The sequence below is a fragment of the Trinickia sp. genome (genome assembly GCF_051953405.1).
Classification (GTDB): Bacteria; Pseudomonadota; Gammaproteobacteria; order Burkholderiales; family Burkholderiaceae; genus Trinickia.
In genome coordinates this window covers 1-19833 of sequence record NZ_JBQCIV010000118.1, presented here as the reverse complement: position 1 = coordinate 19833, position 19833 = coordinate 1, and the positions used below count along the sequence as shown (strand labels likewise).

General features: G+C 60.5%; 20 protein-coding genes, 1 tRNA gene and 1 pseudogene. 5 read left to right on the top strand and 17 right to left on the bottom strand.

Annotated elements, in window-relative coordinates; translation table 11 throughout:
- Window positions 1-103: 103 nt before the first annotated feature.
- Window positions 104-1390, bottom strand: a complete 1287-nt coding sequence (locus ACTHN9_RS20105; protein ID WP_440538530.1) for an SGNH/GDSL hydrolase family protein — start codon at window positions 1388-1390, stop codon at window positions 104-106.
- 120 nt (window positions 1391-1510) lie between these two features.
- Between ACTHN9_RS20105 and ACTHN9_RS20100 the strand changes: the two genes are divergently transcribed.
- On the top strand, window positions 1511-2416 hold the full coding sequence (locus tag ACTHN9_RS20100) for a LysR family transcriptional regulator (RefSeq protein WP_440538529.1): 906 nt from the start codon (window positions 1511-1513) through the stop codon (window positions 2414-2416).
- Here the strand turns inward: ACTHN9_RS20100 and hydA are convergent.
- From hydA to ACTHN9_RS20075, 5 genes are all read right to left on the bottom strand, one after another.
- Window positions 2413-3864, bottom strand: a complete 1452-nt coding sequence (gene hydA, locus ACTHN9_RS20095; protein WP_440538528.1) for a dihydropyrimidinase — start codon at window positions 3862-3864, stop codon at window positions 2413-2415. The genes ACTHN9_RS20100 and hydA overlap by 4 nt on opposite strands.
- A gap of 31 nt (window positions 3865-3895) precedes the next feature.
- Complete coding sequence (locus ACTHN9_RS20090) at window positions 3896-5407, bottom strand: NCS1 family nucleobase:cation symporter-1 (RefSeq protein ID WP_440538527.1); 1512 nt, start codon at window positions 5405-5407, stop codon at window positions 3896-3898.
- Window positions 5408-5517: 110 nt separating this feature from the next.
- Entirely contained in the window at window positions 5518-6840 is a 1323-nt protein-coding gene (gene preA / locus ACTHN9_RS20085) for an NAD-dependent dihydropyrimidine dehydrogenase subunit PreA (protein ID WP_440538526.1), read from the bottom strand.
- A gap of 50 nt (window positions 6841-6890) precedes the next feature.
- The gene (locus ACTHN9_RS20080; protein ID WP_440538525.1) at window positions 6891-8240 is read right to left on the bottom strand and encodes an NAD(P)-dependent oxidoreductase; all 1350 of its coding nucleotides are present in this window, start codon (window positions 8238-8240) and stop codon (window positions 6891-6893) included.
- A gap of 145 nt (window positions 8241-8385) precedes the next feature.
- Window positions 8386-9663, bottom strand: coding sequence for a Zn-dependent hydrolase (locus tag ACTHN9_RS20075; protein ID WP_440538524.1), 1278 nt, complete (start codon window positions 9661-9663; stop codon window positions 8386-8388).
- Window positions 9664-9935: 272 nt separating this feature from the next.
- Here ACTHN9_RS20075 and ACTHN9_RS20070 point away from each other — a divergent pair, with 272 nt between their 5' ends.
- Window positions 9936-10640 carry a TetR family transcriptional regulator C-terminal domain-containing protein gene (locus tag ACTHN9_RS20070; protein ID WP_440538523.1) on the top strand — a complete coding sequence of 235 codons (705 nt, stop codon included), beginning with the start codon at window positions 9936-9938 and terminating at the stop codon, window positions 10638-10640.
- 51 nt (window positions 10641-10691) lie between these two features.
- Here ACTHN9_RS20070 and ACTHN9_RS20065 read toward each other — a convergent pair whose 3' ends face one another.
- The 4 genes from ACTHN9_RS20065 to ACTHN9_RS20050 all read right to left on the bottom strand — a co-directional run bounded on the left by ACTHN9_RS20065 (window position 10692) and on the right by ACTHN9_RS20050 (window position 14493).
- On the bottom strand, window positions 10692-11237 hold the full coding sequence (locus ACTHN9_RS20065) for a hypothetical protein (protein ID WP_440538522.1): 546 nt from the start codon (window positions 11235-11237) through the stop codon (window positions 10692-10694).
- A gap of 116 nt (window positions 11238-11353) precedes the next feature.
- Window positions 11354-12445 (bottom strand): hypothetical protein, encoded by a 1092-nt coding sequence (locus ACTHN9_RS20060; RefSeq protein WP_440538521.1) that lies wholly within the window; start codon window positions 12443-12445, stop codon window positions 11354-11356.
- Window positions 12446-12512: 67 nt separating this feature from the next.
- Window positions 12513-13826, bottom strand: coding sequence for a hypothetical protein (locus ACTHN9_RS20055; RefSeq protein ID WP_440538520.1), 1314 nt, complete (start codon window positions 13824-13826; stop codon window positions 12513-12515).
- A gap of 250 nt (window positions 13827-14076) precedes the next feature.
- Window positions 14077-14493 (bottom strand): hypothetical protein, encoded by a 417-nt coding sequence (locus ACTHN9_RS20050; protein ID WP_440538519.1) that lies wholly within the window; start codon window positions 14491-14493, stop codon window positions 14077-14079.
- Window positions 14494-14643: 150 nt separating this feature from the next.
- Here ACTHN9_RS20050 and ACTHN9_RS20045 point away from each other — a divergent pair.
- Together ACTHN9_RS20045 and ACTHN9_RS20040 are read left to right on the top strand one after the other, a co-directional pair.
- Window positions 14644-15018: pseudogene (locus tag ACTHN9_RS20045) on the top strand (ATP-binding protein); the annotation flags it as partial.
- Window positions 15019-15134: 116 nt separating this feature from the next.
- Window positions 15135-15317, top strand: a complete 183-nt coding sequence (locus ACTHN9_RS20040; RefSeq protein ID WP_440538538.1) for a hypothetical protein — start codon at window positions 15135-15137, stop codon at window positions 15315-15317.
- 39 nt (window positions 15318-15356) lie between these two features.
- Here ACTHN9_RS20040 and ACTHN9_RS20035 read toward each other — a convergent pair whose 3' ends face one another.
- From ACTHN9_RS20035 to ACTHN9_RS20025, 3 genes are read right to left on the bottom strand one after another with little or no spacing between them, the layout of a single operon-like run.
- On the bottom strand, window positions 15357-15812 hold the full coding sequence (locus ACTHN9_RS20035) for a hypothetical protein (RefSeq protein ID WP_440538518.1): 456 nt from the start codon (window positions 15810-15812) through the stop codon (window positions 15357-15359).
- Window positions 15794-16030, bottom strand: a complete 237-nt coding sequence (locus ACTHN9_RS20030) for a DUF6402 family protein (protein ID WP_440538517.1) — start codon at window positions 16028-16030, stop codon at window positions 15794-15796. Before ACTHN9_RS20030 ends, ACTHN9_RS20035 begins: the two co-directional genes overlap by 19 nt.
- The gene (locus tag ACTHN9_RS20025) at window positions 15982-17076 is read right to left on the bottom strand and encodes a DUF6402 family protein (protein ID WP_440538516.1); all 1095 of its coding nucleotides are present in this window, start codon (window positions 17074-17076) and stop codon (window positions 15982-15984) included. The genes ACTHN9_RS20030 and ACTHN9_RS20025 overlap by 49 nt, the downstream gene beginning before the upstream one ends.
- A 617-nt stretch (window positions 17077-17693) precedes the next feature.
- Between ACTHN9_RS20025 and ACTHN9_RS20020 the strand changes: the two genes are divergently transcribed.
- On the top strand, window positions 17694-18344 hold the full coding sequence (locus tag ACTHN9_RS20020) for a hypothetical protein (protein ID WP_440538515.1): 651 nt from the start codon (window positions 17694-17696) through the stop codon (window positions 18342-18344).
- Between the two features lie 250 nt (window positions 18345-18594).
- Here ACTHN9_RS20020 and ACTHN9_RS20015 read toward each other — a convergent pair.
- The 4 genes from ACTHN9_RS20015 to ACTHN9_RS20000 form a co-directional block, all read right to left on the bottom strand.
- Window positions 18595-18671 (bottom strand) — tRNA-Pro (locus ACTHN9_RS20015).
- Window positions 18672-18724: 53 nt separating this feature from the next.
- Window positions 18725-19159, bottom strand: coding sequence for a MerR family transcriptional regulator (locus tag ACTHN9_RS20010; protein ID WP_440538514.1), 435 nt, complete (start codon window positions 19157-19159; stop codon window positions 18725-18727).
- A gap of 78 nt (window positions 19160-19237) precedes the next feature.
- Window positions 19238-19636, bottom strand: coding sequence for an integration host factor subunit alpha (locus ACTHN9_RS20005; protein ID WP_440538513.1), 399 nt, complete (start codon window positions 19634-19636; stop codon window positions 19238-19240).
- A gap of 65 nt (window positions 19637-19701) precedes the next feature.
- The coding region (locus tag ACTHN9_RS20000; protein ID WP_440538536.1) for a hypothetical protein at window positions 19702-19833 on the bottom strand (132 nt) is incomplete at its 5' end.

The following is a 19833-nucleotide window of genomic DNA, read 5'->3' as shown; positions in this document are numbered from 1 at the left end:
GCGACCATCCAGCCTAAAGCGCGCCGACGCGATGGAAGGTGTCGGCGTCGAGTTCCCGCAGCCAAATCTCGGGGCTCGCCCAACGCCGACACGCCATCCCCACCTATTCACCGAACAAGATGGCTCGGCTGAGCACGCGCGCCATTGCGACATTGCCCGCATCGTTCGGGTGAAGATGATCTCCGACGTCGAATCCGGGCAGCAAACGCTTCGGATGTTGAGGGTCGCGCATCGCCGAATCGAAATCGGCCACGGCATCGAATGCCCCGCTCGCGCGTATCCACGCGTTCACTTCCTCGCGCACGCGTTCCTTCTCCGCCGTGTAGTACCCCTGCACGTCTGTTCCCTCTAGCGCCCCCTCGAACGGCGCGATCGTCCCGCCTACGACACGCAATCCGCGCGCATGTGCGCGCGCGATCAGATCTCGATAACCGTCTACGATCGCAGCCGTCTTCATTGGGGCGTCGTGCGGCGCGAAGCTCGATCCGGGCCAGCCGATATCGTTCGTCCCCAGCAAAATCAGTACCGTCTTCACGTTCGGGCGTGCAAGCACGTCCCGGTCAAAACGCGCGCGCGCACTCACACCCATGCCGTCGCTCAGCAAACGGCCTCCGGAGATGCCGGCATTGAGCACGGCAACGCCTCGGCTCGATAGGCGTCGCGCCAGATCGTCGGTCCACCGTCGATCGGCATCGATCGTCGTGCCGCGGCCATCCGTGATGGAGTCGCCGAGCGCCACGACCACTCGCGTATCGGCCGGTGCATCGACGAGTAGCGTACTCAAGAAGAGCCTAGCGTCGAGCTTCAGAGCATCCGCCATCTGCGCGTCGGCCAGATGTTCGCCCGATACCACTTCGGCATGCTGTCTACCGTCCCAATGGAACGTCGTCAGCGGCGTGCGCTTGGGCAAGTAAAGGCTCACGGCGAGACGCTCAAGAGCCGCAACGGGCAAGTCCAGCGGATCGGAAACGACACGGGCGCCAGGCGCAATGACGACCGTCGGCCGGCCATGGAACAACACGGTGCGGTCCGTCGTCCCATCGATCGTCGTCTTGCCGCCCACGACCTTCGCCACCCGTAAGCCGCCGATTTCGAGCGGCATCGTACCGTACTCGTTCGACAGCGCGATGCGAACACGCGGCCCGCCGATACTCACGCGTGCGAATTGACGGACGGTGCAATCGGCCAACGAATCGGGAATACCCGTGGCGAGCGGCAACGTGTCTGCAGCCCAGATCGGCTGCGCGCTCGCCGTCCACGTATCGATCCACGCGGCATCGGCCGATGGCGCGGCAGCGCCTCCCGCCAATATCGCGCTGGTCGCGACCGCATGGGCGACATTGCGCAAAAGGTGGGATGAAGCGGGTTTTGAAGCACGGCGGGTTTTCATCTTATCGCTCCGAGAATGCGACCGCGCGGTGTGCGCGTCGGGAGCCGCTAAATTAGGACATTCCGATATCGTATAGAAGCAGGCACAATGACATATCAGCCATTCCAATATCGAATGCCCATGGATTCATTCAAAGCGATGCGGATGTTCGTGCGGGCCGTCGAACTCGGTAGTTTGTCGGCCGTTGCACGCGAACTCGCGACGACTCAGCCGACGGTCAGCAAAGTCGTCGCCGGATTAGAGGCCGAGATGGGGGCGCGCTTATTGACGCGCACGACCACGGCCCTTTCCTGTACCGAACAAGGAGAACGCTTTTACGTCCACGCACGACAAATGATCGATGCGTACGACGAAGCGAAGGCCGACGTCCGCGGCCTGATGGAACGTCCCGAGGGGCGTTTGCGCGTAGCCGCGCCGGTTAGCTTCGGCATCCTCCACTTGAATGCCATCGCGCACGAATTCATGGCCCGCTACCCCGACATCGAGATCGACCTGACGTTGAACGATCGGTTCGTCGACCTGCTCGTCGAAGGCGTCGATGTGGCGTTTCGCATCGGCGGCGACTTGCCGCCCGATGTGGTGGCGCGGCCGGTAGCGACGTTCGAGCGCACCGTGGTTGCGTCGCCGGCTTACCTGCAAGCGCATACGAAGATTCGCCGCGTGGAAGATATCGCCCGACACCCTTACCTGCGATTCGCGTGGTCGGCGCAAGGCGACACGCTGGCGCTATCGCACCGCGACGGGCGCGCCGTATCCGTCGAGACGCGTGCCCGTTATACGGTCAACAATTCGTTGGCGATACGCGAGAGTTTGCTTGCGGGCGTGGGGATCGGCCTGGCGCCGGACTGGCTCGTCGGAGATCTGCTCGAGCACGGCCGTTTGCGACGCGTGCTGCCTGCATGGCAGGCATCGCCGCACCGGTTGTCCGTTCTCTATCCGCCGAGGCGCTATCAGCCATTGCGGGCGCGCTTATTCATCGAATTCGCCACGGCGCGCCTCGGACGACACAGTACCCCAAGGGCCTAACGCTCGACCGGATGCGGCTCTTTGAGCCGGTTAGCCACCCGAACGGCGTCATAGTACGCAGCGTTCGGCGGACGCTTCAAATACTGCCCCGCCCCTCGCTGCGCCCGCAGATCGCCGTCGGCCCAGACGTGCGCACCGCGGCTGAACGTATGCTTGGCAACGCCTTGCACCGTCATCCCCTCGAACACGTTGAAGTCGACCTTCTGGTGATGCGTCTTCACCGAGATCGTCTTCGTCGCGGCGGGATCCCAGATCACGAGATCGGCCTCGGCCCCGACCTGCACGGCGCCCTTGCGTGGATACAGATTAAAAATCTGCGCCGCGTTCGTCGACGTGATGCGGACGAACTCGTTCGGTGTGATGCGCCCGCGATTGACGCCCTCGTGCCACAGCACCGACATCCGGTCTTCGACGCCGCCACAGCCGTTCGGAATCTTCGTAAAGTCTTCACGGCCCATCGCCTTTTGCGACGCACAGAACACGCAGTGATCGGTGGCTGTCGTATGTAGCTGCCCCGATTGCAAGCCACGCCACAACGCCTCGCGATGCTCGCTCGTGCGAAACGGCGGGCTCATCACGTGCGCGGCGGCCCGCGTCCAGTCGGGATCGCGATACACGCCTTCGTCGATCACCAAATGCCCCGGCAAGACTTCGCCGAACACGCGCTGCCCTTCGTTGCGCGCCCGTGAAATCGCTTCGACCGCCTCTTTCGCCGATACGTGCACGATATAGACGGGTACACCCAGCACTTGCGCAATGCGGATTGCTCGATTCGCCGCTTCGCCTTCCACCTCGGGCGGACGCGAAAGCGGATGCGCCTCGGGCCCTCGGAAGCCCTTGGCCAAGAGCTGCTTCTGCAGTTGGAAGACGAGTTCGCCGTTTTCCGCATGGACGGTCGGCAGCGCACCGAGTTCGAGCGACCGCGAAAAGCTATTCACGAGCACTTCGTCGTCCGCCATGATCGCGTTCTTGTAGGCCATGAAGTGCTTGAAACTCGACACGCCATGCTCGTGCACGAGCGTGCCCATGTCGCGATAGACGGAATCGTCCCACCACGTCACGGCCACGTGAAAACCGTAATCGGCCGAGGCCTTTTCGGCCCAGCCGCGCCATTCTCGGAACGCGTCCATCAGCGGCTGCTTGGGGCTCGGAATCACGAAATCGATGATGCTTGTCGTGCCGCCCGAGAGTCCCGCCGCCGTGCCCGTATAGAAATCGTCGCTCGCCGTCGTGCCCATGAACGGCAGTTCCATGTGCGTGTGCGGGTCAATTCCGCCCGGCATCACGTACTGATCGTGCGCATCGACGATCTCCGCTCCGGCGGGCGGCTCGATCGTCGGTTCGATCCGCAAGATGGTACCGCCGTCTTGGGGGTGTGCGATCAAGACGTCGGCTCGATAGGTGCGGTCCGAATCGATTACCGTGCCGCCGCGAATTAGGGTTGTCATCGGTTGCCTCCTCGATCAAGTCGATATCGAATCACGCACTCGCCATACTCGCGCCTGGGCTGCGACGCAGCTTCATCCACGTGCCGTACACCATCGACGCCAAGGCTAGTCCGACGAACCATGCGTAGGTATACAGCGTGTTGAAGAACGCGGGCACATTCGGAAACGCGGCCGGAAACGCGGTATGCAAAAAGCCCGGCAAATTCGGCAGCACGCCGATCACGAGTGCGACGACGGCAGCAATGTTCCAGCCGCCCGTATAGCTGTATTCGCCCGACTCGTCGAAGAGTTCGCGCGAATCGAGCCGCGTGCCGCGAATCAAGAAGTAATCGACCATCAGAATGCCCGCGACCGGCCCGAGCAGCGCCGAATAGCCGACGAGCCACGTGAAGATATAGCCCTGCGTGGTGGCGAGAATCTTCCACGGCATCATCACGATGCCGATGGTGGCGGTAATCAGGCCACCCGTCCGATACGAAATGCCTTTCGGCCATAGGCTCGAGAAATCGTACGCGGGCCCAACGAGGTTCGCTGCCAGGTTGCAGCACATCGTATCAAGCGTCAGGATGACGAGCGCGACGCCGACGCCGATGCCCGTCATGCGGCTCGTCAGATCGATCGGATCCCAGATCGCTTTCCCGTAGATGACCACTGTCGCCGACGTGACGACCACGGAGATCACCGACAGCAGAGCCATCGGCACCGGCAAGCCGATCGACTGGCCGACCATTTGATCGCGCTGCGTCTTCGCAAAACGCGTGAAGTCGGGAATGTTCAGCGCCAGCGTCGCCCAAAAGCCGACCATGGCCGTGAGCCCCGGCCAGAACGTCAGCCAGAACAGGCCCTCCTTTTTCCCGCCCGGCGCGAACTGCGACGGCGCGGACAGCATCGAGCCGACCCCACCCGCTTTCGACGTGGCCCACCACACGAGCGCGATGCACATCACCACCTTGATCGGCGCCGACCAGCTTTCGAGCCAGCGGATCGAATCGGTCCCGTGCACGATGAAATAGATCTGCAACGCCCAGAATGCGAGAAAGCACGCGAGTTGCCCGACCGATATCTCGAGCAACGGCAGCGCCGCGCCTTGCAGCGCGTTGCCCGTCAGGATATTGAGCAGCGTATAGATCGCGCTGCCGCCCAGCCAAGTCTGGATGCCGTACCAGCCGCAGGCGACGATCGCGCGCAGCAGGGCCGGCAATTTCGCGCCTTGCGTGCCGAACGACGAGCGCACGAGCACCGCGTACGGAATACCGTGCTTCGCGCCCGCATGCCCGATCATCAGCATCGGCACCAATACGATCACGTTGCCGAGCAGCACGGTCAACACGGCCTGCCATGGCGACATGCCCTCTTGCGTCAGCCCCGCCGCGAGCATATACGACGCAATGTTCATCACCATGCCGACCCACAGCGCCGCGAAGTGATACCACTTCCAGGTGCGCTGCGCCGGGCCCGTGGGCGCGAGATCGTCGTTATAGAGGCTGCTGCCGTGCGCGCCGGCCGCGTCAAGCGGATCGGCGGATTGCGCTATTTGCTTCATCGATGATTCTCCACTTGATCGCTTGTTGATGGCTTGTTAATCGCTTGTTAATCGCTTGTTAAGCGTTTATTGCATGAAAGGACCTTCTCGGGGATATTCCGCGTGCGTCCTCACGCCGCTTTGGCCGCGGGTGCTTCGCTCACGGCGGCGGTAGCCGCGCCGGGTGCATCGGCCGCGACCCGCGCCGGATTGTTCGGATGCGTCGTCCAGTTCGCATACTCGCCGTGATCGATGCGCTCCATCGTGATGCATTGCTCGACCGGGCACACGTGCATGCAAAGATTGCACCCGACGCATTCCGAATCGATCACCTCGAAATGGCGTTTGCCATCTTTCTCGCGCGTAATGGCTTGGTGCGATGTGTCTTCGCACGCGATATGACACAAGCCGCACTGAATGCATTTGTCCTGATCGATGCGCGCTTTGATGTCGTATTTCAGGTTCAGATATTTCCAGTCCGTCACGTTCGGCACCGCCCGGCCGCGGATATCGTCGAGCGTTGCGTAACCCTTTTCGTCCATCCAGTTCGATAGACCGTCGGTCAGATCGGAGACGATGCGAAAGCCGTAATGCATCGCCGCGGTGCACACTTGCACACTGCCTGCGCCCAACACCATGAATTCAGCGGCATCGCGCCACGACGAAATCCCGCCGATGCCCGAGATCGGCAGACCCGGCGTTTCCGGATCGCGCGCAATCTCGGCCACCATGTTGAGCGCGATCGGCTTCACGGCGGGGCCGCAGTAGCCGCCGTGCGTGCCCTTGCCGTCGACGGTCGGCATGGGTGCCATCTGATCGAGATCGACGGCCACGATCGAATTGATCGTGTTGATCAGCGAGACGCCGTCCGCGCCGCCTTTGTAGGCGGCACGCGAGCCCATACGAATGTCGCTGATGTTCGGCGTGAGCTTGACGAGGCACGGCAGCTTCGTCCCCTCCTTCACCCAACGCGTGACCATCTCGACGTATTCGGGCACCTGGCCCACCGCCGCGCCCATGCCGCGTTCGCTCATTCCGTGCGGGCAACCGAAGTTCAGTTCGACGGCATCGGCACCCGTATCTTCGACCAACGGCAGAATCCATTTCCAATCGCGCTCGTTGCACGGCACCATCAACGAGACGATCAGCGCGCGATCGGGCCAGTCGCGCTTGACCTGCGTAATCTCGCGCAGGTTAACGTCGAGCGGGCGGTCGGTAATCAGTTCGATGTTGTTCAGCCCCGCGATGCGCTGACCGTTCCATTGCACGGCGCCGTAGCGCGAGCTGACGTTCACCACATGCGGATCGAGCCCGAGCGTCTTCCATACGACACCGCCCCACCCCGCTTCGAAGGCGCGGTTCACGTTATAGGCTTTGTCGGTGGGCGGCGCGGACGCGAGCCAAAAAGGATTCGGCGATGCGATGCCTGCGATCGTGCAGCGGAGATCGGCCATGTTCGGCTCCGTGGGGATGAGTGTTATCTGTGCGGTTCGGTGTTGGTGCGTCAGGCCGCTTTGACCGCAGTGGGCGCGAACGCCGCATCGATCGAAGCCGCCGCGAGCTTGCCGTCCTGCACGGCTTGCACCGTCAAGTCGATGCCGCTGGAGGCCGCGCAATCGCCGCCCGCCCATACGTTGTCGAGCGACGTGCGCATGTGCGCGTCGACGGCGATGCGATTGCCATCGAGCGTCAACAGCGCGCGATCGAGACCGACGGCGACGAGCGTTTGACCGATCGCCAAGAGCACCATGTCGGCCTCGAGCGTCAGGCGCTCGATCCCGCCATCGCCGGCGGTACGCTCGAACTCGACGGCCGCGACCGTGCCGGCCTGGCCGATGAAACGCACAGGCTTCGCCTGCGTGATGAGCGTCACGCCCTGAATCCGTGCGAATTCGCGCTCCGCCCAGGTCGCGCTCATCGCTTCGACGCCGCGCCGGTACACCATCGTCACGCTGGTCGCGCCGAGCTTGCGGCTTTGGACGGCGGCATCGACAGCCGTATTGCCGCCGCCGATCACGATGACGCGCCGGCCGACCGGCACCGTCGTCAGATCTTTCGCTTCGCGCACCTGTTCGATGAAATCGACGGCATTCATTACGCCGCTCAATGCTTCGCCGTCGAGTGCCAGCGCACGCACGCCGGCCAGACCGATCGCGAGAAACACGGCGTCGCACTGCTTGCGCAGATCGTCGAGCGTCAAGTCGCGCCCCAACGCAATGCCGGTTTTCAATTCGATTCCGCCGATCGACATGAGCCATTGCAGCTCGCGCTGCGCGAAATCGTCGACGGTCTTGTATGCGGCGATACCGTACTCGTTGAGTCCGCCGCCCTTCTCGTGCGCGTCGTAGATCGTGACGGCATGGCCGGCCACTGCCAGGCGATGCGCGCACGCGAGCCCGGCCGGTCCCGCGCCGACGACGGCCACGCGCCGCCCGCTATAGGGAGCGCGCGTCCAGTGCACGGCATCGTGCGCCATCGCCCAATCCGTCGCATGACGTTGCAGTGCGCCGATCGCCACGGGCTTCGCGTCCTGGTGATTGCGCACGCAGGCGCCCTCGCACAGAATCTCCGTCGGGCAAACGCGCGCGCACATGCCGCCCAGCGGATTTGCGGAAAGAATGTCCATCGCGGCGCCCTTTAGGTTGCCGTTGCCGATCTTGCGGATGAAGCTGGGAATATCGATTTGCGTCGGACACGCCTGCACGCATGGCGCGTCGTAGCAGTAGTGGCAACGGCTCGCGGCCGCGGCAGCCGCCGTGGGATCGAGCAGCGGCGCGATGTCGGCGAATTCGCACGAGAGCTGGTCGGAGGACAGGCGATTCGGCGCAATGTCGCCCGTTTGCTTGATGGCCATACGCGTTCCTTCGTCGAAGTGAGGACGTAACCGCGCCTGCCGGCTTCGCGCGAACGAAGCCGGGACGGCATGTTTTCGAGGTTGAGCGGTGAAGCGTTAGAACGTTAATGCGTTAATGCGTTAATGCGCGTTCGAATGCCGGCCCTTATGAGGCCGGCTCGCACGCGCGCTCGAGCATCGCGTGCAGCAACACATTCGCGCCCGCCTCGATCCATTCGGGCGTCGCGTCTTCGATTTCGTTGTGACTGATGCCGTCCACGCACGGCACGAACACCATCGACGTCGGGGCCACCTGCGAGAGATAGCATGCGTCGTGGCCGGCACCCGACACCATGTCGCGATGCGAGTAGCCGAAGCGTTCGGCCGCCGCGCGCACGGACTTCACGCAAGCGGGATCGAACTCGACCGGTGCGTAGTAGAAGATCTGTTCGAGCTGCGTTTGTAGCCCGATTGCACCGGCAATGCCCGCCACCCCCTCACGCAACGCGGCATCCATCTTTGCGAGCACGGCATCGTCGGGATGGCGGAAATCGACCGTGAAGAACACACGCCCCGGAATCACGTTGCGCGAGTTCGGATGAACCTGCATCATGCCGACCGTCGCGCAGGCCAGCGGCGCGTGATCGAGACCGATGCGATTGACGAGATCGACGACACGCGCTGCGCCCAGCAGCGCATCCTTGCGGCGCGGCATGGGCGTGGGGCCCGCATGCGCCTCCTGGCCGGTCAGCGTGATTTCATACCAGCGCTGCCCTTGCGCATCGGTGACGACGCCGATCGTCTTGTTCTCCGCCTCGAGAATCGGGCCCTGTTCGATATGCAGTTCGAACGCGGCATGCAACGGACGGCCGCCGCACGGCACATCGCCCGCATAGCCGATGCGCTTCAGTTCTTCGCCGATCGTCTTGCCGTCGACATCCTTGCGCGACAGCCCATACTCGAGCGTGAATACGCCCGCGAACACGCCCGACGCGACCATCGCGGGCGCAAAGCGCGAGCCCTCCTCGTTGGTCCAAATCACCACTTCGATGGGGTGCTCGGTCTCGATGTTGCGATCGTTCAGGCTGCGGATGACTTCTAGGCCGCCTAGTACGCCGTAGATGCCGTCGAAGCGGCCGCCTGTCGGCTGCGAGTCGGCGTGCGAGCCGGTGACCACGGGCAACGCATTCGGGTTGCGCCCTGCGCGCCGCATGAAGACGTTGCCCATCCGATCGACGCTGACCGTGCAGCCGGCCTCTTTCGCCCAGCCCACGATGAGATCCCGCCCCTGCCTGTCGAGATCGGTGAGCGCGAGCCGGCAGACGCCGCCCTTTTGCGTCGCGCCGATTTTAGCCATCGTCATCAACGAGTCCCACAGACGCGTGCCGTTGACGGCAATCGATGTATCGAGTCCTCGTTTCAACGCTTCGGATACCGCATTCATTCGTCTTGCTCCTTGGGATCAACACGGTTGGCAGTTCAACGGCGCTCATTGCGAATCCTGTCCGACTGGACAGGTTGTAGCTGATTAAAATCTTCAAATCAATGACTTTCTGCTCGCTGTTACAGTCCTGACAGCGAGCGAGAAGCATGCCATTGCCATGCATCATCGCGGGGCATGGGTATCGGGAGGCGACGCGCAGTTGCTCGGCCGAGCGCCCGGCGAGCGGCTAGAATGAAGCGCGATGCGGCGTCGAAGGCTGCGCGAGGCGAACGATGAGAGATGACAAGCCAGTGGACGAGGCGGCGGTGAGCGAAATCCATGACGAGGAAACGATCGCACCTTTGCGGCGGCGCAAGGCGCATATTCGCGAGAGTGCCGAGGCGCACCTGCTTGCGTGCGCCGAAGCCGTTTTCGCGGAGCGCGGGTTCGAAGGCGCCAGCACGGCGATGATCGCTGAACGCGCCGGCGTACCGAAGGCGAACGTCCACTACTACTTCCCGACGAAGTTGGCGCTTTATCGCCGCGTGCTCGAAGATCTATTCGAAGACTGGCATCGCGCGGCCAATACGTTCGAAGGCACGGACGATCCGGTCGCGGCGATCGGCGGTTATGTGCGGGCGAAAATGGCGTTGTCGCGGCGGCGGCCGCTCGGCTCGAAGGTGTGGGCGAACGAGATCATCCACGGCGCGTCGCATATGGCCGATATCCTCGAAAAACGCGTGAAGCCGTGGCTCGACACGCGCGTGACCGTGATCGACGACTGGATCGCGCGGGGACTGCTCGCAAACGTCGATGCGAAAGCGCTGTTGTACATGATCTGGGCGACGACGCAGCACTATGCCGATTTCGACGCGCAAATTCTCGCGCTGGGCGGAAAGCGGGCATTGTCGCAAAAGGCCTACGACGAAACGACGGAACAGGTCGTGCAACTCGTGATTCGTGCGTGCGGGGCGATTTCGCCTGCGGCGAAGGGGTGAAGCGGTGAAGGTGCGACGAAACGCGGGCGTAGCCATCGCACCGTCTTGCCGTTATTTATCGACCTCGTTCAGCAATGCTTTAGCTGGAACCTGCATCGTCAGCGAGTAGTACGGCGCGTACCCAAAGATGGTCATGACGACCTTGCACAAGATATCGGCCCGGCCGGCGAGCAGACTGTCGATCTCTGTCTTGCGCAAGACACGGTCGGATGCGCCGCCATTCAGCGTCTCTTTGAAATTCAACTCCGCGGAATAATCGAATGAAGATTGCTGGCCGTTCCCCGCACGGGCTGCCGAATCGGTGATGCCTCGCATGAACCGACGCAAAGAGAACGCGTGATCGATCGAGAAATCGGTATCGTCGTCGAGGGAACAGATCAGCCAATGCCCAACGACGGGTAACTTGTCGGTATAGGGCACAGCGAGAAAATCAGCGTTCGAGTTGAACGTCAGCTTGTAGGCGTCGCTTGTTTTCTCGAACCGAACGAAGCTCATGGCCGCCGGCGGTTCTTGCAAGTGTGCGACACAGCCCATGCAGGCGAGCGATAACGGCAGCAGCGGTAGCCATTTCAGGCGATCGGTTATCGGAGCCGCCATCTGTCGGAACTCCCTCATTTGTCGAGAATGGACGAGGACATCGTTCCGGCTGCCCGTCCGCGTCCGAATATTGCCATAGGCCGTCGCACCGGGCCGCCGCACGGCAGCCATCGTCTCTATGCCGGCTCTCCCACTGGTGGCATCGGCAATTCGAGGATGGCCTCGGGCCGAATCGCGATGAGCGAGCCGCGTGTCGAGTGACGCAACCAGGCGATAAAGCCGGGATACGCCGCGATCTGCGCGCCGGAAACGATGTTCCAGACGGTCGTTCCGCTGCTCGCCGTCACGTAGAGATGATCGTCGGCGCTATAGAGATCGATCACCTGCCTTGGGTCGAGATCCATCGCCAAACGTCGTTCGGCGGATGGCTTACGCTGCGTCACCCCCAGAATGCGTACGCCCGGACCGGCGTCGCTCTCTTCGCAGGCATCTTCATCCCAACTGGCCAGCCCCCACAGCGCAACGTGCCGATTGCCGATCCAGCAGGCCGGAATATTCCAATCCTCGCGCATTGTCAGATCGATAGCGGAAGGTCCGTCTTCGCTTTCCCATACATTGCCGCCCAGCCAGTCGGCGACCGACCAGACGCGCGGGATGCCGACGGGATGCCAAACCCAACCGTCGTCGAGCAGCCGGGACCCGTCCGGGCTCGGCAGCAGCCGCCCATGAAAATAATCGAGGTGATGCTCCGGCTGCGCCTCGATGTCGCGTTCGGTGAGCACCTCGCCGGAGGCCGGGTCGGACACATCGAGCCGATTCCACTCGGTGCGGTGAACGAGCACATCGCGGCCTTGGAAACGCATAAAGCAAGCGCTGAAAGGAACTGTGTCGGCGTGGTAATCCCCGCCGTTCAGACGCATCGTCAGCCTGCCGGTCGAGACCTCCACGACCACGCCTTCCGTGCCCCGGTCCACGACGATCGCGGCATACCGGCCGTCCGCGGATGCGTACAACCGGTACTGAGCAGCGGCGAAACGTTGAGTCGAATGGCCGAGTTCGGGTAATGCGACCGAAGATAGATCGACGCAGTGCCCCGAATCGAGATTGACGCCGCGCAGCATGGCGTCCTCGGTCAATACGAGCAGATGTCCGTAGTGCGCGCCGACCATGCAGGCATCGACGACGGGCGAGCCGGTCCATGCGAGCGAATTCAAGGCATATGCGCGTTGCCCTGCACCTTGCAGATGGGTTTTGATGATCGAGGTCACGATTGCTTAATGTGGGTAATCGTCCAACGCCGGATGCACGGCAAGTTATCCGGCGATCGAGTGCGGGTCACCAGCGAAACGGCGGACGATCGCGCCAAAGAACCCAGCGATAGCGCTCATGGAGGGGGCGATAGCCGATCGCGGTGCCCTCGTCTGCTGCTCGCGTTGGGTCATACAGGTGCAGGAAGCCAGCATAGGACCCCAACGCCAATACCCCGGTCTTCGGACAATAGTCGATCGAAGACGCGCTGGCACCGAAAAAAATCGTGTTTCGCGCACTACCTTCGACAGAGACGATATCGAGGTAGCCGGCGCCGCCCAGTGCAAAGCCGTCTCGATCGTTTCCGAGCGGCAGCCAGGTGCCCGCATAGACGCGCAAGCGATCGTCGATCAGTTTGACGCGCTCGTCTTCCCGATACGGCGGCGTATGCGCACCCTCGCAATCCGCCACGCGGATGCCGACGGTCGCACCGTGATAGAAGTGGCAGGAGTTCAATGCAGCGTAGGCGCTGTCATCGGAGAAGCAGGCATAGTGCGGATATTCGCTGCGATAGCCGATCTCCGCGAAGCGGCTAATCGCCCCTACGCCGACGACGCGGTCGACGAAATGCCCATAGCACTGCGATCCGTAAGCGATGAACTGGCCATCGGGTGACAATCCGCAATGCATCATCGAATCGGACCAGTCGGAATCGTCGTCGTCCTCCCCATCCCGCGCGTGTTGTTCCGCCAGGAAAGCGGCGTTGGGATAGACGCGCGTCCACACGACGTCGGCATCGCTCACCTGCCCCAACCAGACCGCGTTTTCCGGCTCCACGAAAGCGACGGTGCGTCCGTCTTCGCTGATCTGCAGGATATCCAATGGGCGCGGCCTGACGCCATCCGGCCAGGGGAAATGGGCAATCGGTTCATCGTCCAGGCTAGGACAGACGCTGAATCCTTCTTTGCGAACGAGCAACAGCAGGTCGTGGCTTCGGGTCATGGCGGCAGCGAGGATGCCTGGCCGTTCGATAATCTGCGCGCCGCGTAGGTGTAAGGCCTGTCCGGACTGGTAGATGGTGCCGAGCAGTACTAAGAACTCATCGTGACCCAGCACGCAGACGCATCGCACGCATTGGCCGACCTCCTCGAGCATGCCGCCGAACGGCGAGTAAGCGCGATCGGCAATCGGCGTCTCCTGCCACCGGCCATCGCGTGCTTCGGCCTCGACAGTCGCGAGGATCGAACGGGCCTGATCGATCGTGCGCGGGTCCTTCGGCCAATCTTTCGGGGTGGGTCGGCCTTCGTAGCTGTCGGCGATCAACGCGTTCAATTCGGCGGTATAACGACGGCCATCCGAATTCCATTTCGCGACCGGTGAGGCAAGGGGTTCGTTGGGCATGTCTCTCTTTTTTGGATCCTTCCCCGGTCTCATCGATCCAACTTCGCGTCTTCGTCTGGATCGATGCCGTGTTGGCGCAATAGCTTAGTGAGTCGTGCAACCCTAAACCAAAGCCCGACAGCAGTGATCGTCACGACCAACGAATACACGTTATTGTTTCCGATCCATCGCGACACCAATATCACACCAGCGATGAACCCCACTGCGCAAAGGAGTAGCAAGCCGCGATCGATGAGCCATGCTTTCATGGCTACAACCCCATCCCCGAGCGAGCACGAAACCCGTAGGTCTTCCGTAGTGGCGATGACAAATCGAACAACTCTGGATGGTTTATCAAGAACAATTGCATCGGCGGCGCTATCGTCGCCATGCCGGATGCGAAAATCGCTTGGTGCATCCGTGCTGCCGCAGTGGCGCCATTTTCGCAGGTGTAGAACGCATCGCCAGCGACCCAGAGACTGCCGATCATGCCGCCCAGGTAGTAGGCGCCGTATAGCGCGCCGAGATACGACAATTTTTCGACGAGCGTGCCAGCGCCGGCAAGGTCGCGAAGCGTGACTTTCATGCCCATCGTGTGAACGATGCCCGCAAGCTGTCCGATTACGGCTAGCGTGCTCGTCTGCGTCGAAAACAAATTGGCCGGTGCGGTCAAGCCAATTGCTTCCATGTTTTCTTTGAAAACCGGATAGAAGACTTTGCAGGTTGTTTGGCCCATAAGCTCTCTCAGATCGTTGTTGTTGGTTCCCGCCGTTGACATTTTGAGAATCGGCGTGCGCCGTAGAATACCACTACGAATGGCCGGATCATGGGCAAGCTCACGCGCCTGATGAAGAACGCGCGGCTCAAGTACGGACAGGCGACGCTGGAAGATCTCGACAGCCGGGCCGGCCGGGGCGTCGAGCGCTCGCAGATCATGAGCCTGGCCCTGGGCGAATGGGTTAGCGCCGGCCACTGCATCCTGATCACCGGGCCGACGGGCGTTGGTAAGTGTGGTTGGCTTCGCATCCGCCATGGCAGCGGCGCATTCGGCAAATGGCTGATTCAACCGGCCAAGACTGACGTCGTCGTCCTGGACGATTGGGGCATGGGCGCCATCGACAGTATGACTCGTTCCGACCTGCTGGAAGTCATCGACGACCGGGCCGCCCGCAAAGCCACCATCATCACATCGCAACTGCCGATCGAGCACTGGTGCAGGATTCACGCATCAATATGCCTGCTTCCTGCAAATCAAACGACACCGTTTCGGCTTCACAGTCTTACTGCATACCCCTCACACGATTGTTCAGGTCCGACCACCTACAGGCGATGTTCCACGTGGGCCTCACGCTGACCATTCCGCCCGATATGTGGGATTTGCTCAAGCTCGCGATCGGCGGGTATGTCGCTGGGCGCTCGGTCGAAAAGGCCGTGAGCGCCTACTCGTCGAGCCGCACGACCACGCCGACGCAAGCGAGCGCCGTGCAGAACATTTTTCACGGTGGCAGCTAGCGTGCGGACTAGTTCAGCAATGAAATTCGCACCGAAGGATCAGTAGTCAAACAGCGGGAGTCTCGCCTTGATCCAATCCCACCATGTAGGCGGCATGCTGATCCGGTGCTCGAAGCCGCTCTGCTGAGAGGCGTCGTAGTAAGTCACATAGTCTGGTCCATACTCTAACTCTCTCGGGAAGTTCGTGATCCAATTAACGACAAATCCACGCTGTGCCAACAACTCTCCCTTCTCAGAGAAAACCTGTAGCCGAATCTCATCGCCCGTAAAATTCTCGTCACCACCGGTACCGCAAAGGACTATGTTGTATTTCTGTCCGCCATAGATCTTGATTCCGCCGCGCAAATAGCTGGTGTCTCGCTTGCAATTATAAAATTTGTCCGGAAATATTTTATCGATCGCAAATATCATCCCATAGATAATCAGCACGGCGACAACAGACCACCTAACGATCTTTTTGATCATTGCAATCCATTTTACTTGCCAGGCTTGCATACTTCCTCCAAAATGAATTGAATGGGCTTTGGTAGTGTTATCTTTTTCATGTCGGAGTAGATTGCGAAATCTCCACCTCGGTTATATTTCTCTCGCCATGCGTTGTAGTCGCTGTTGTAGACCGGGTAGTAGACGTCCTGCTTTCGAAGGCTGTGCTTGAAAAGCCCATTTATAATATCAACGGGCTTTTTGAATCCGTTGTCATAAATAGACGGCATGGGCGGCGTGTCGGGATGATTACCCCATTGAAGGTTGCCGCCCTTTTTCCGATCCCGTTGTTTATGGTGTCCGCTACAACGGCAGCAGGAACCAAGATCATGCCGTATCGATTCCAATGACCGAGGTACTGAGACGAAGTGCCGCCAGGCTTGTCGGCGAACGAGTAGCTGTCGCGCGCATAGACATATATTTGCGTTACCTCGACTCGCGACCGGCAGCAAAATCGTGGTGCTACTCCGGCGTAGTCATAGTATTTTTCGGAATGTATCTTGGCGTTCGCAATTGCCGCCATGTAAAAGAAATTTCCAAGCGAAGCCGTTATATCAGTCGGCCCGGCGTTTTCATCCAGCGTCTCAAGGTCAGTGACTTTTATGAGTTGAAATTGATAGTCTTTATGTAGTTTCTGAATGTCACCATTTGACAGCCTCCACGGATCTATCTCACCACTAAAGGCGATGTTTTGACCCATGAACTGTTTCGATACAAAGCGATGAATATCGAGTTTCAATGCTTTTATGGCATTGTCCGTGTATATTCCCTTGTTGATTAAGGTGCGAAGCTTTGCTTCAGCCCCGCCATAGCGGAGTGTAAAAGCGAGCGATACGGTCTTGCTGTCGACCATATCATCGGGGTAGCGATCAGATGCGTTGCCGATGACGTTTTTTCGCCCGTTAAACCAACGGCGAGACAATTTCGCGGCGACGTAAAAGCCCATTTTTTCCATCGCATCGGGAAGATCGAGCATATCGAACGGCGGCGGTGTGCGGCAGTCGTCATCGTCATCCTTGCTTTTTGCGGGTGCGGCAGGCTTCGGCGGATCGGGAAGCTGCGTGTCGGGCGCCTTCCCTGCTTCCTTGACGGCCTTCGGTTCCTCGACCTTCGGTGGAGGCGGGGGCGGCGTCCATCCACTAGGCGCCTTGTCCATCAAGATGCGAGCCTGCGGGTTGTTGAGCGGTTTGCAGACGTCCTTTTTCCACTTTCTGTCGTTCGAGAAAAAGCCAGCCTTTTCCGGTTTGAAATACGGAATTCTGTTCGGTGTTGTCATTCGAATTATTTGTTCTGCCCTCGGATCGCGGCGAATATAACATACGAGACCATCCCCCACGATGCGGCCTTTGGGCGGCGCGTGCCCCTTCGCGTGTCGTGGAGCTTGATGCTGCGACAAGGGATTGGCGGTGCAGTATAGCTCGCTCGTAATGCCGCGCTAGGCCGGAGGGATCATGGAGGTAATCGTACCCAGGAGGAGAAGCGCGGGCAGCGCAAGGAGCGCCGCTCCGACATATATCCGATACCACTTCCGACCCCGAGCCTCAGTTCTGAGCCCGACCGCCCATGCAAGGAGCGTTGCAGCACCAATGATCCACAGCAGAAACGACCCATCACCGTCCGATAATGCGGCTGCATATCCTAGAAACGCGGAGCGAGCTATCAATCGTTGAACTCCAAGAAAAAAAAGCCCGCATGAAGGCGAGCCGTAAACGCCTCGCATGAGTAGCGCGGTCGGGGTTCCGAAGCAAAGACCGGGGATTATGCGACAAATTCACAAATGTGAAAATCCGCAAACCGCACCTTTATCGTTTTATCAACTGGCTCGAATATTTGCAGTATCCTTATACATCACGTCGACGATATCGTTAGCGGACCGCACAGTCAGGAGACAGTATGACTGATCCAGTTTCGATTTCCATTTCGGCTCTTGCACTAGCTGTCTCTATAACGACGGCTTGGCTAACGCTCTTTCGCCGAGGTACGGTGGCGATGACGCGCCCATCCCAAATCTACTTGGGACCCGATAGTGTTCCTTGGCGGAGCGGCTTGGCTCCTCCAAAGGTGTATCTAAGAGCCTTGTTGTTCGGAACATCGAAGCGAGGGCGCATTATTGAAAGCATGCATGTGAGCCTCACACGCGACGAAGCGCGCCAAACCTTCCACATCTGGGTATATGGGCAGCGCGGACAACTTGAGAGGGGAAGCGGCTTATTCGTTGGCGAGGCCGGCGTGGAGGCTAGTCACCATTTCCTGACAGTACGTGATACCGGCACCTTCCAGTTCAGGGAGGGTAGCTATAGGCTGGACGTCTTTGCTCAAGTACTAGGTAGCCGTCAGCAGAAGCTCCTGTTCTCGCACGTCCTCGAAATCACGGCCGACGTCGCCCGGCAACTTCACGACCTGCGCGCCGGAGTCTATTTCGATTGGGCGCCGGAGTCATCGCGTTATATGGCACATGTCGACAAACGCCCTCCGCAGCCAGACGCTGCAGAGCTGCTTGAGGTGCTTGGTGGGCCGCAGGGCGTCCGTGACGGCAAGTCCTAGCCTTCGTTAAGCAGGGGTATGCGCGGCGGTGCCAAAACGGCCACAAAATGAAGCGGCCGCTGCGTGACAAAATGGTCGCGAAACGGTGCCAAATTGGCCGCGCCGCTACAAATTCCGGCGCGACGCTACAGCATCAAGCTTCGAACATTTAGGTAACAGCTAGGCAACGGAAGCCGAGAATCGACAATGATGGCGCCGGGAACAAAAAACGAAAAACCCGCGTCAGCCTTGACTGACGCGGGTTTTAATCTGGTCGGGGCGAGAGGATTTGAACCTCCGACCACCTGCACCCCATGCAGGTACGCTACCAGGCTGCGCTACGCCCCGAAAGCATGAAAGTATAACAGACACTTTCACCGATTAGAACCACCTACGCGAAACTATCTACGCAGCAGTTCGATGATGCCGATCAGATCCTTCCGCAGTTGCGTCACATCGACGCTCGCTCCCGCATTGGAAGCCGACGCGGCCGGCGCCGCCGACGGAACACCGGCGCCCTCGCCTTCGACCTCTGGCTTCTCGGCCGCATCGTCTTCGATCACCGCACCGCGCGCATCGAGCTTGTTGCGCGCGCCGTTGATCGTGAAGCCCTGCTCATAGAGCAATTCGCGAATACGACGGATCAACAGCACCTCATGGTGCTGATAGTAACGACGGTTGCCGCGACGCTTGACCGGCCGCAACTGCGTAAACTCTTGCTCCCAGTACCGCAGCACATGCGGTTTGACGCCGCACAGCTCGCTCACTTCACCGATCGTGAAGTAGCGCTTCGCCGGAATCGGGGGCAAGACGACTTTCTCGACCGTCGTAGTCATCGTCGGTTAACCGTCGTGGTAAAGGGTGCGCTGCAATGCTTCGAAAACGACCGGCCATGCAAGCGCGGCTAATGCGCCTCAAGCACCGCTTTCCACCAGCGCCTTGAGCTTTTGGCTTGCATGGAACGTCACGACACGGCGCGCGGCGATCGGAATCGCCTCGCCCGTCTTGGGATTACGCCCCGGCCGCTGCGGCTTGTCGCGCAATTGAAAATTGCCGAAGCCCGACAACTTCACGCTATCGCCCCCTTCCAGCGCATCGCGGATCACCTCGAAAAACGCCTCGACCATATCCTTGGCCTCGCGCTTGTTCAGTCCCACATTGTCGAACAAGAGCTCGGCCAGCTCGGCTTTGGTCAAGGTCGGCGTTTCCGTGGAGGTGGAGACGCCGACAGGTGAGGTCGGTATGTCGCGAATCATGGCGCCACGCTGCGCCGCAAGTAGGGCTTCGAAATCACTCGAGTTCATTTCGTTCATGTCTAAAAACGGCGACTAGCCGATGGCGACACACCGCATGAACGCTCTTGCGAGCGTTCCCGTGCTCATCCGCGCAACCGCGCGCCGTAGACTCGAGCCAAGCGATCCACCAAGGTCTTGACGGCCAAATCCACCGTCTCGTCCTGCAGCGTGCCGCCAGTATCTTGCAGGGTCACGCGGAAGGCAAGGCTTTTCTC

What these genes read in the sequence shown, in the direction of transcription:
- ACTHN9_RS20105 (WP_440538530.1), bottom strand. Translation starts at nt 1,390, where the DNA reads ATGAAAACCCGCCGTGCTTCAAAACCCGCTTCATCCCACCTTTTGCGC.
- ACTHN9_RS20100 (WP_440538529.1), top strand. Translation starts at nt 1,511, where the DNA reads ATGGATTCATTCAAAGCGATGCGGATGTTCGTGCGGGCCGTCGAACTC.
- hydA (WP_440538528.1), bottom strand. Translation starts at nt 3,864, where the DNA reads ATGACAACCCTAATTCGCGGCGGCACGGTAATCGATTCGGACCGCACC.
- ACTHN9_RS20090 (WP_440538527.1), bottom strand. Translation starts at nt 5,407, where the DNA reads ATGAAGCAAATAGCGCAATCCGCCGATCCGCTTGACGCGGCCGGCGCG.
- preA (WP_440538526.1), bottom strand. Translation starts at nt 6,840, where the DNA reads ATGGCCGATCTCCGCTGCACGATCGCAGGCATCGCATCGCCGAATCCT.
- ACTHN9_RS20080 (WP_440538525.1), bottom strand. Translation starts at nt 8,240, where the DNA reads ATGGCCATCAAGCAAACGGGCGACATTGCGCCGAATCGCCTGTCCTCC.
- ACTHN9_RS20075 (WP_440538524.1), bottom strand. Translation starts at nt 9,663, where the DNA reads ATGAATGCGGTATCCGAAGCGTTGAAACGAGGACTCGATACATCGATT.
- ACTHN9_RS20070 (WP_440538523.1), top strand. Translation starts at nt 9,936, where the DNA reads ATGAGAGATGACAAGCCAGTGGACGAGGCGGCGGTGAGCGAAATCCAT.
- ACTHN9_RS20065 (WP_440538522.1), bottom strand. Translation starts at nt 11,237, where the DNA reads ATGGCGGCTCCGATAACCGATCGCCTGAAATGGCTACCGCTGCTGCCG.
- ACTHN9_RS20055 (WP_440538520.1), bottom strand. Translation starts at nt 13,826, where the DNA reads ATGCCCAACGAACCCCTTGCCTCACCGGTCGCGAAATGGAATTCGGAT.
- ACTHN9_RS20050 (WP_440538519.1), bottom strand. Translation starts at nt 14,493, where the DNA reads ATGGAAGCAATTGGCTTGACCGCACCGGCCAATTTGTTTTCGACGCAG.
- ACTHN9_RS20040 (WP_440538538.1), top strand. Translation starts at nt 15,135, where the DNA reads ATGTTCCACGTGGGCCTCACGCTGACCATTCCGCCCGATATGTGGGAT.
- ACTHN9_RS20035 (WP_440538518.1), bottom strand. Translation starts at nt 15,812, where the DNA reads ATGCAAGCCTGGCAAGTAAAATGGATTGCAATGATCAAAAAGATCGTT.
- ACTHN9_RS20030 (WP_440538517.1), bottom strand. Translation starts at nt 16,030, where the DNA reads ATGCCGTCTATTTATGACAACGGATTCAAAAAGCCCGTTGATATTATA.
- ACTHN9_RS20025 (WP_440538516.1), bottom strand. Translation starts at nt 17,076, where the DNA reads ATGACAACACCGAACAGAATTCCGTATTTCAAACCGGAAAAGGCTGGC.
- ACTHN9_RS20020 (WP_440538515.1), top strand. Translation starts at nt 17,694, where the DNA reads ATGACTGATCCAGTTTCGATTTCCATTTCGGCTCTTGCACTAGCTGTC.
- ACTHN9_RS20010 (WP_440538514.1), bottom strand. Translation starts at nt 19,159, where the DNA reads ATGACTACGACGGTCGAGAAAGTCGTCTTGCCCCCGATTCCGGCGAAG.
- ACTHN9_RS20005 (WP_440538513.1), bottom strand. Translation starts at nt 19,636, where the DNA reads ATGAACGAAATGAACTCGAGTGATTTCGAAGCCCTACTTGCGGCGCAG.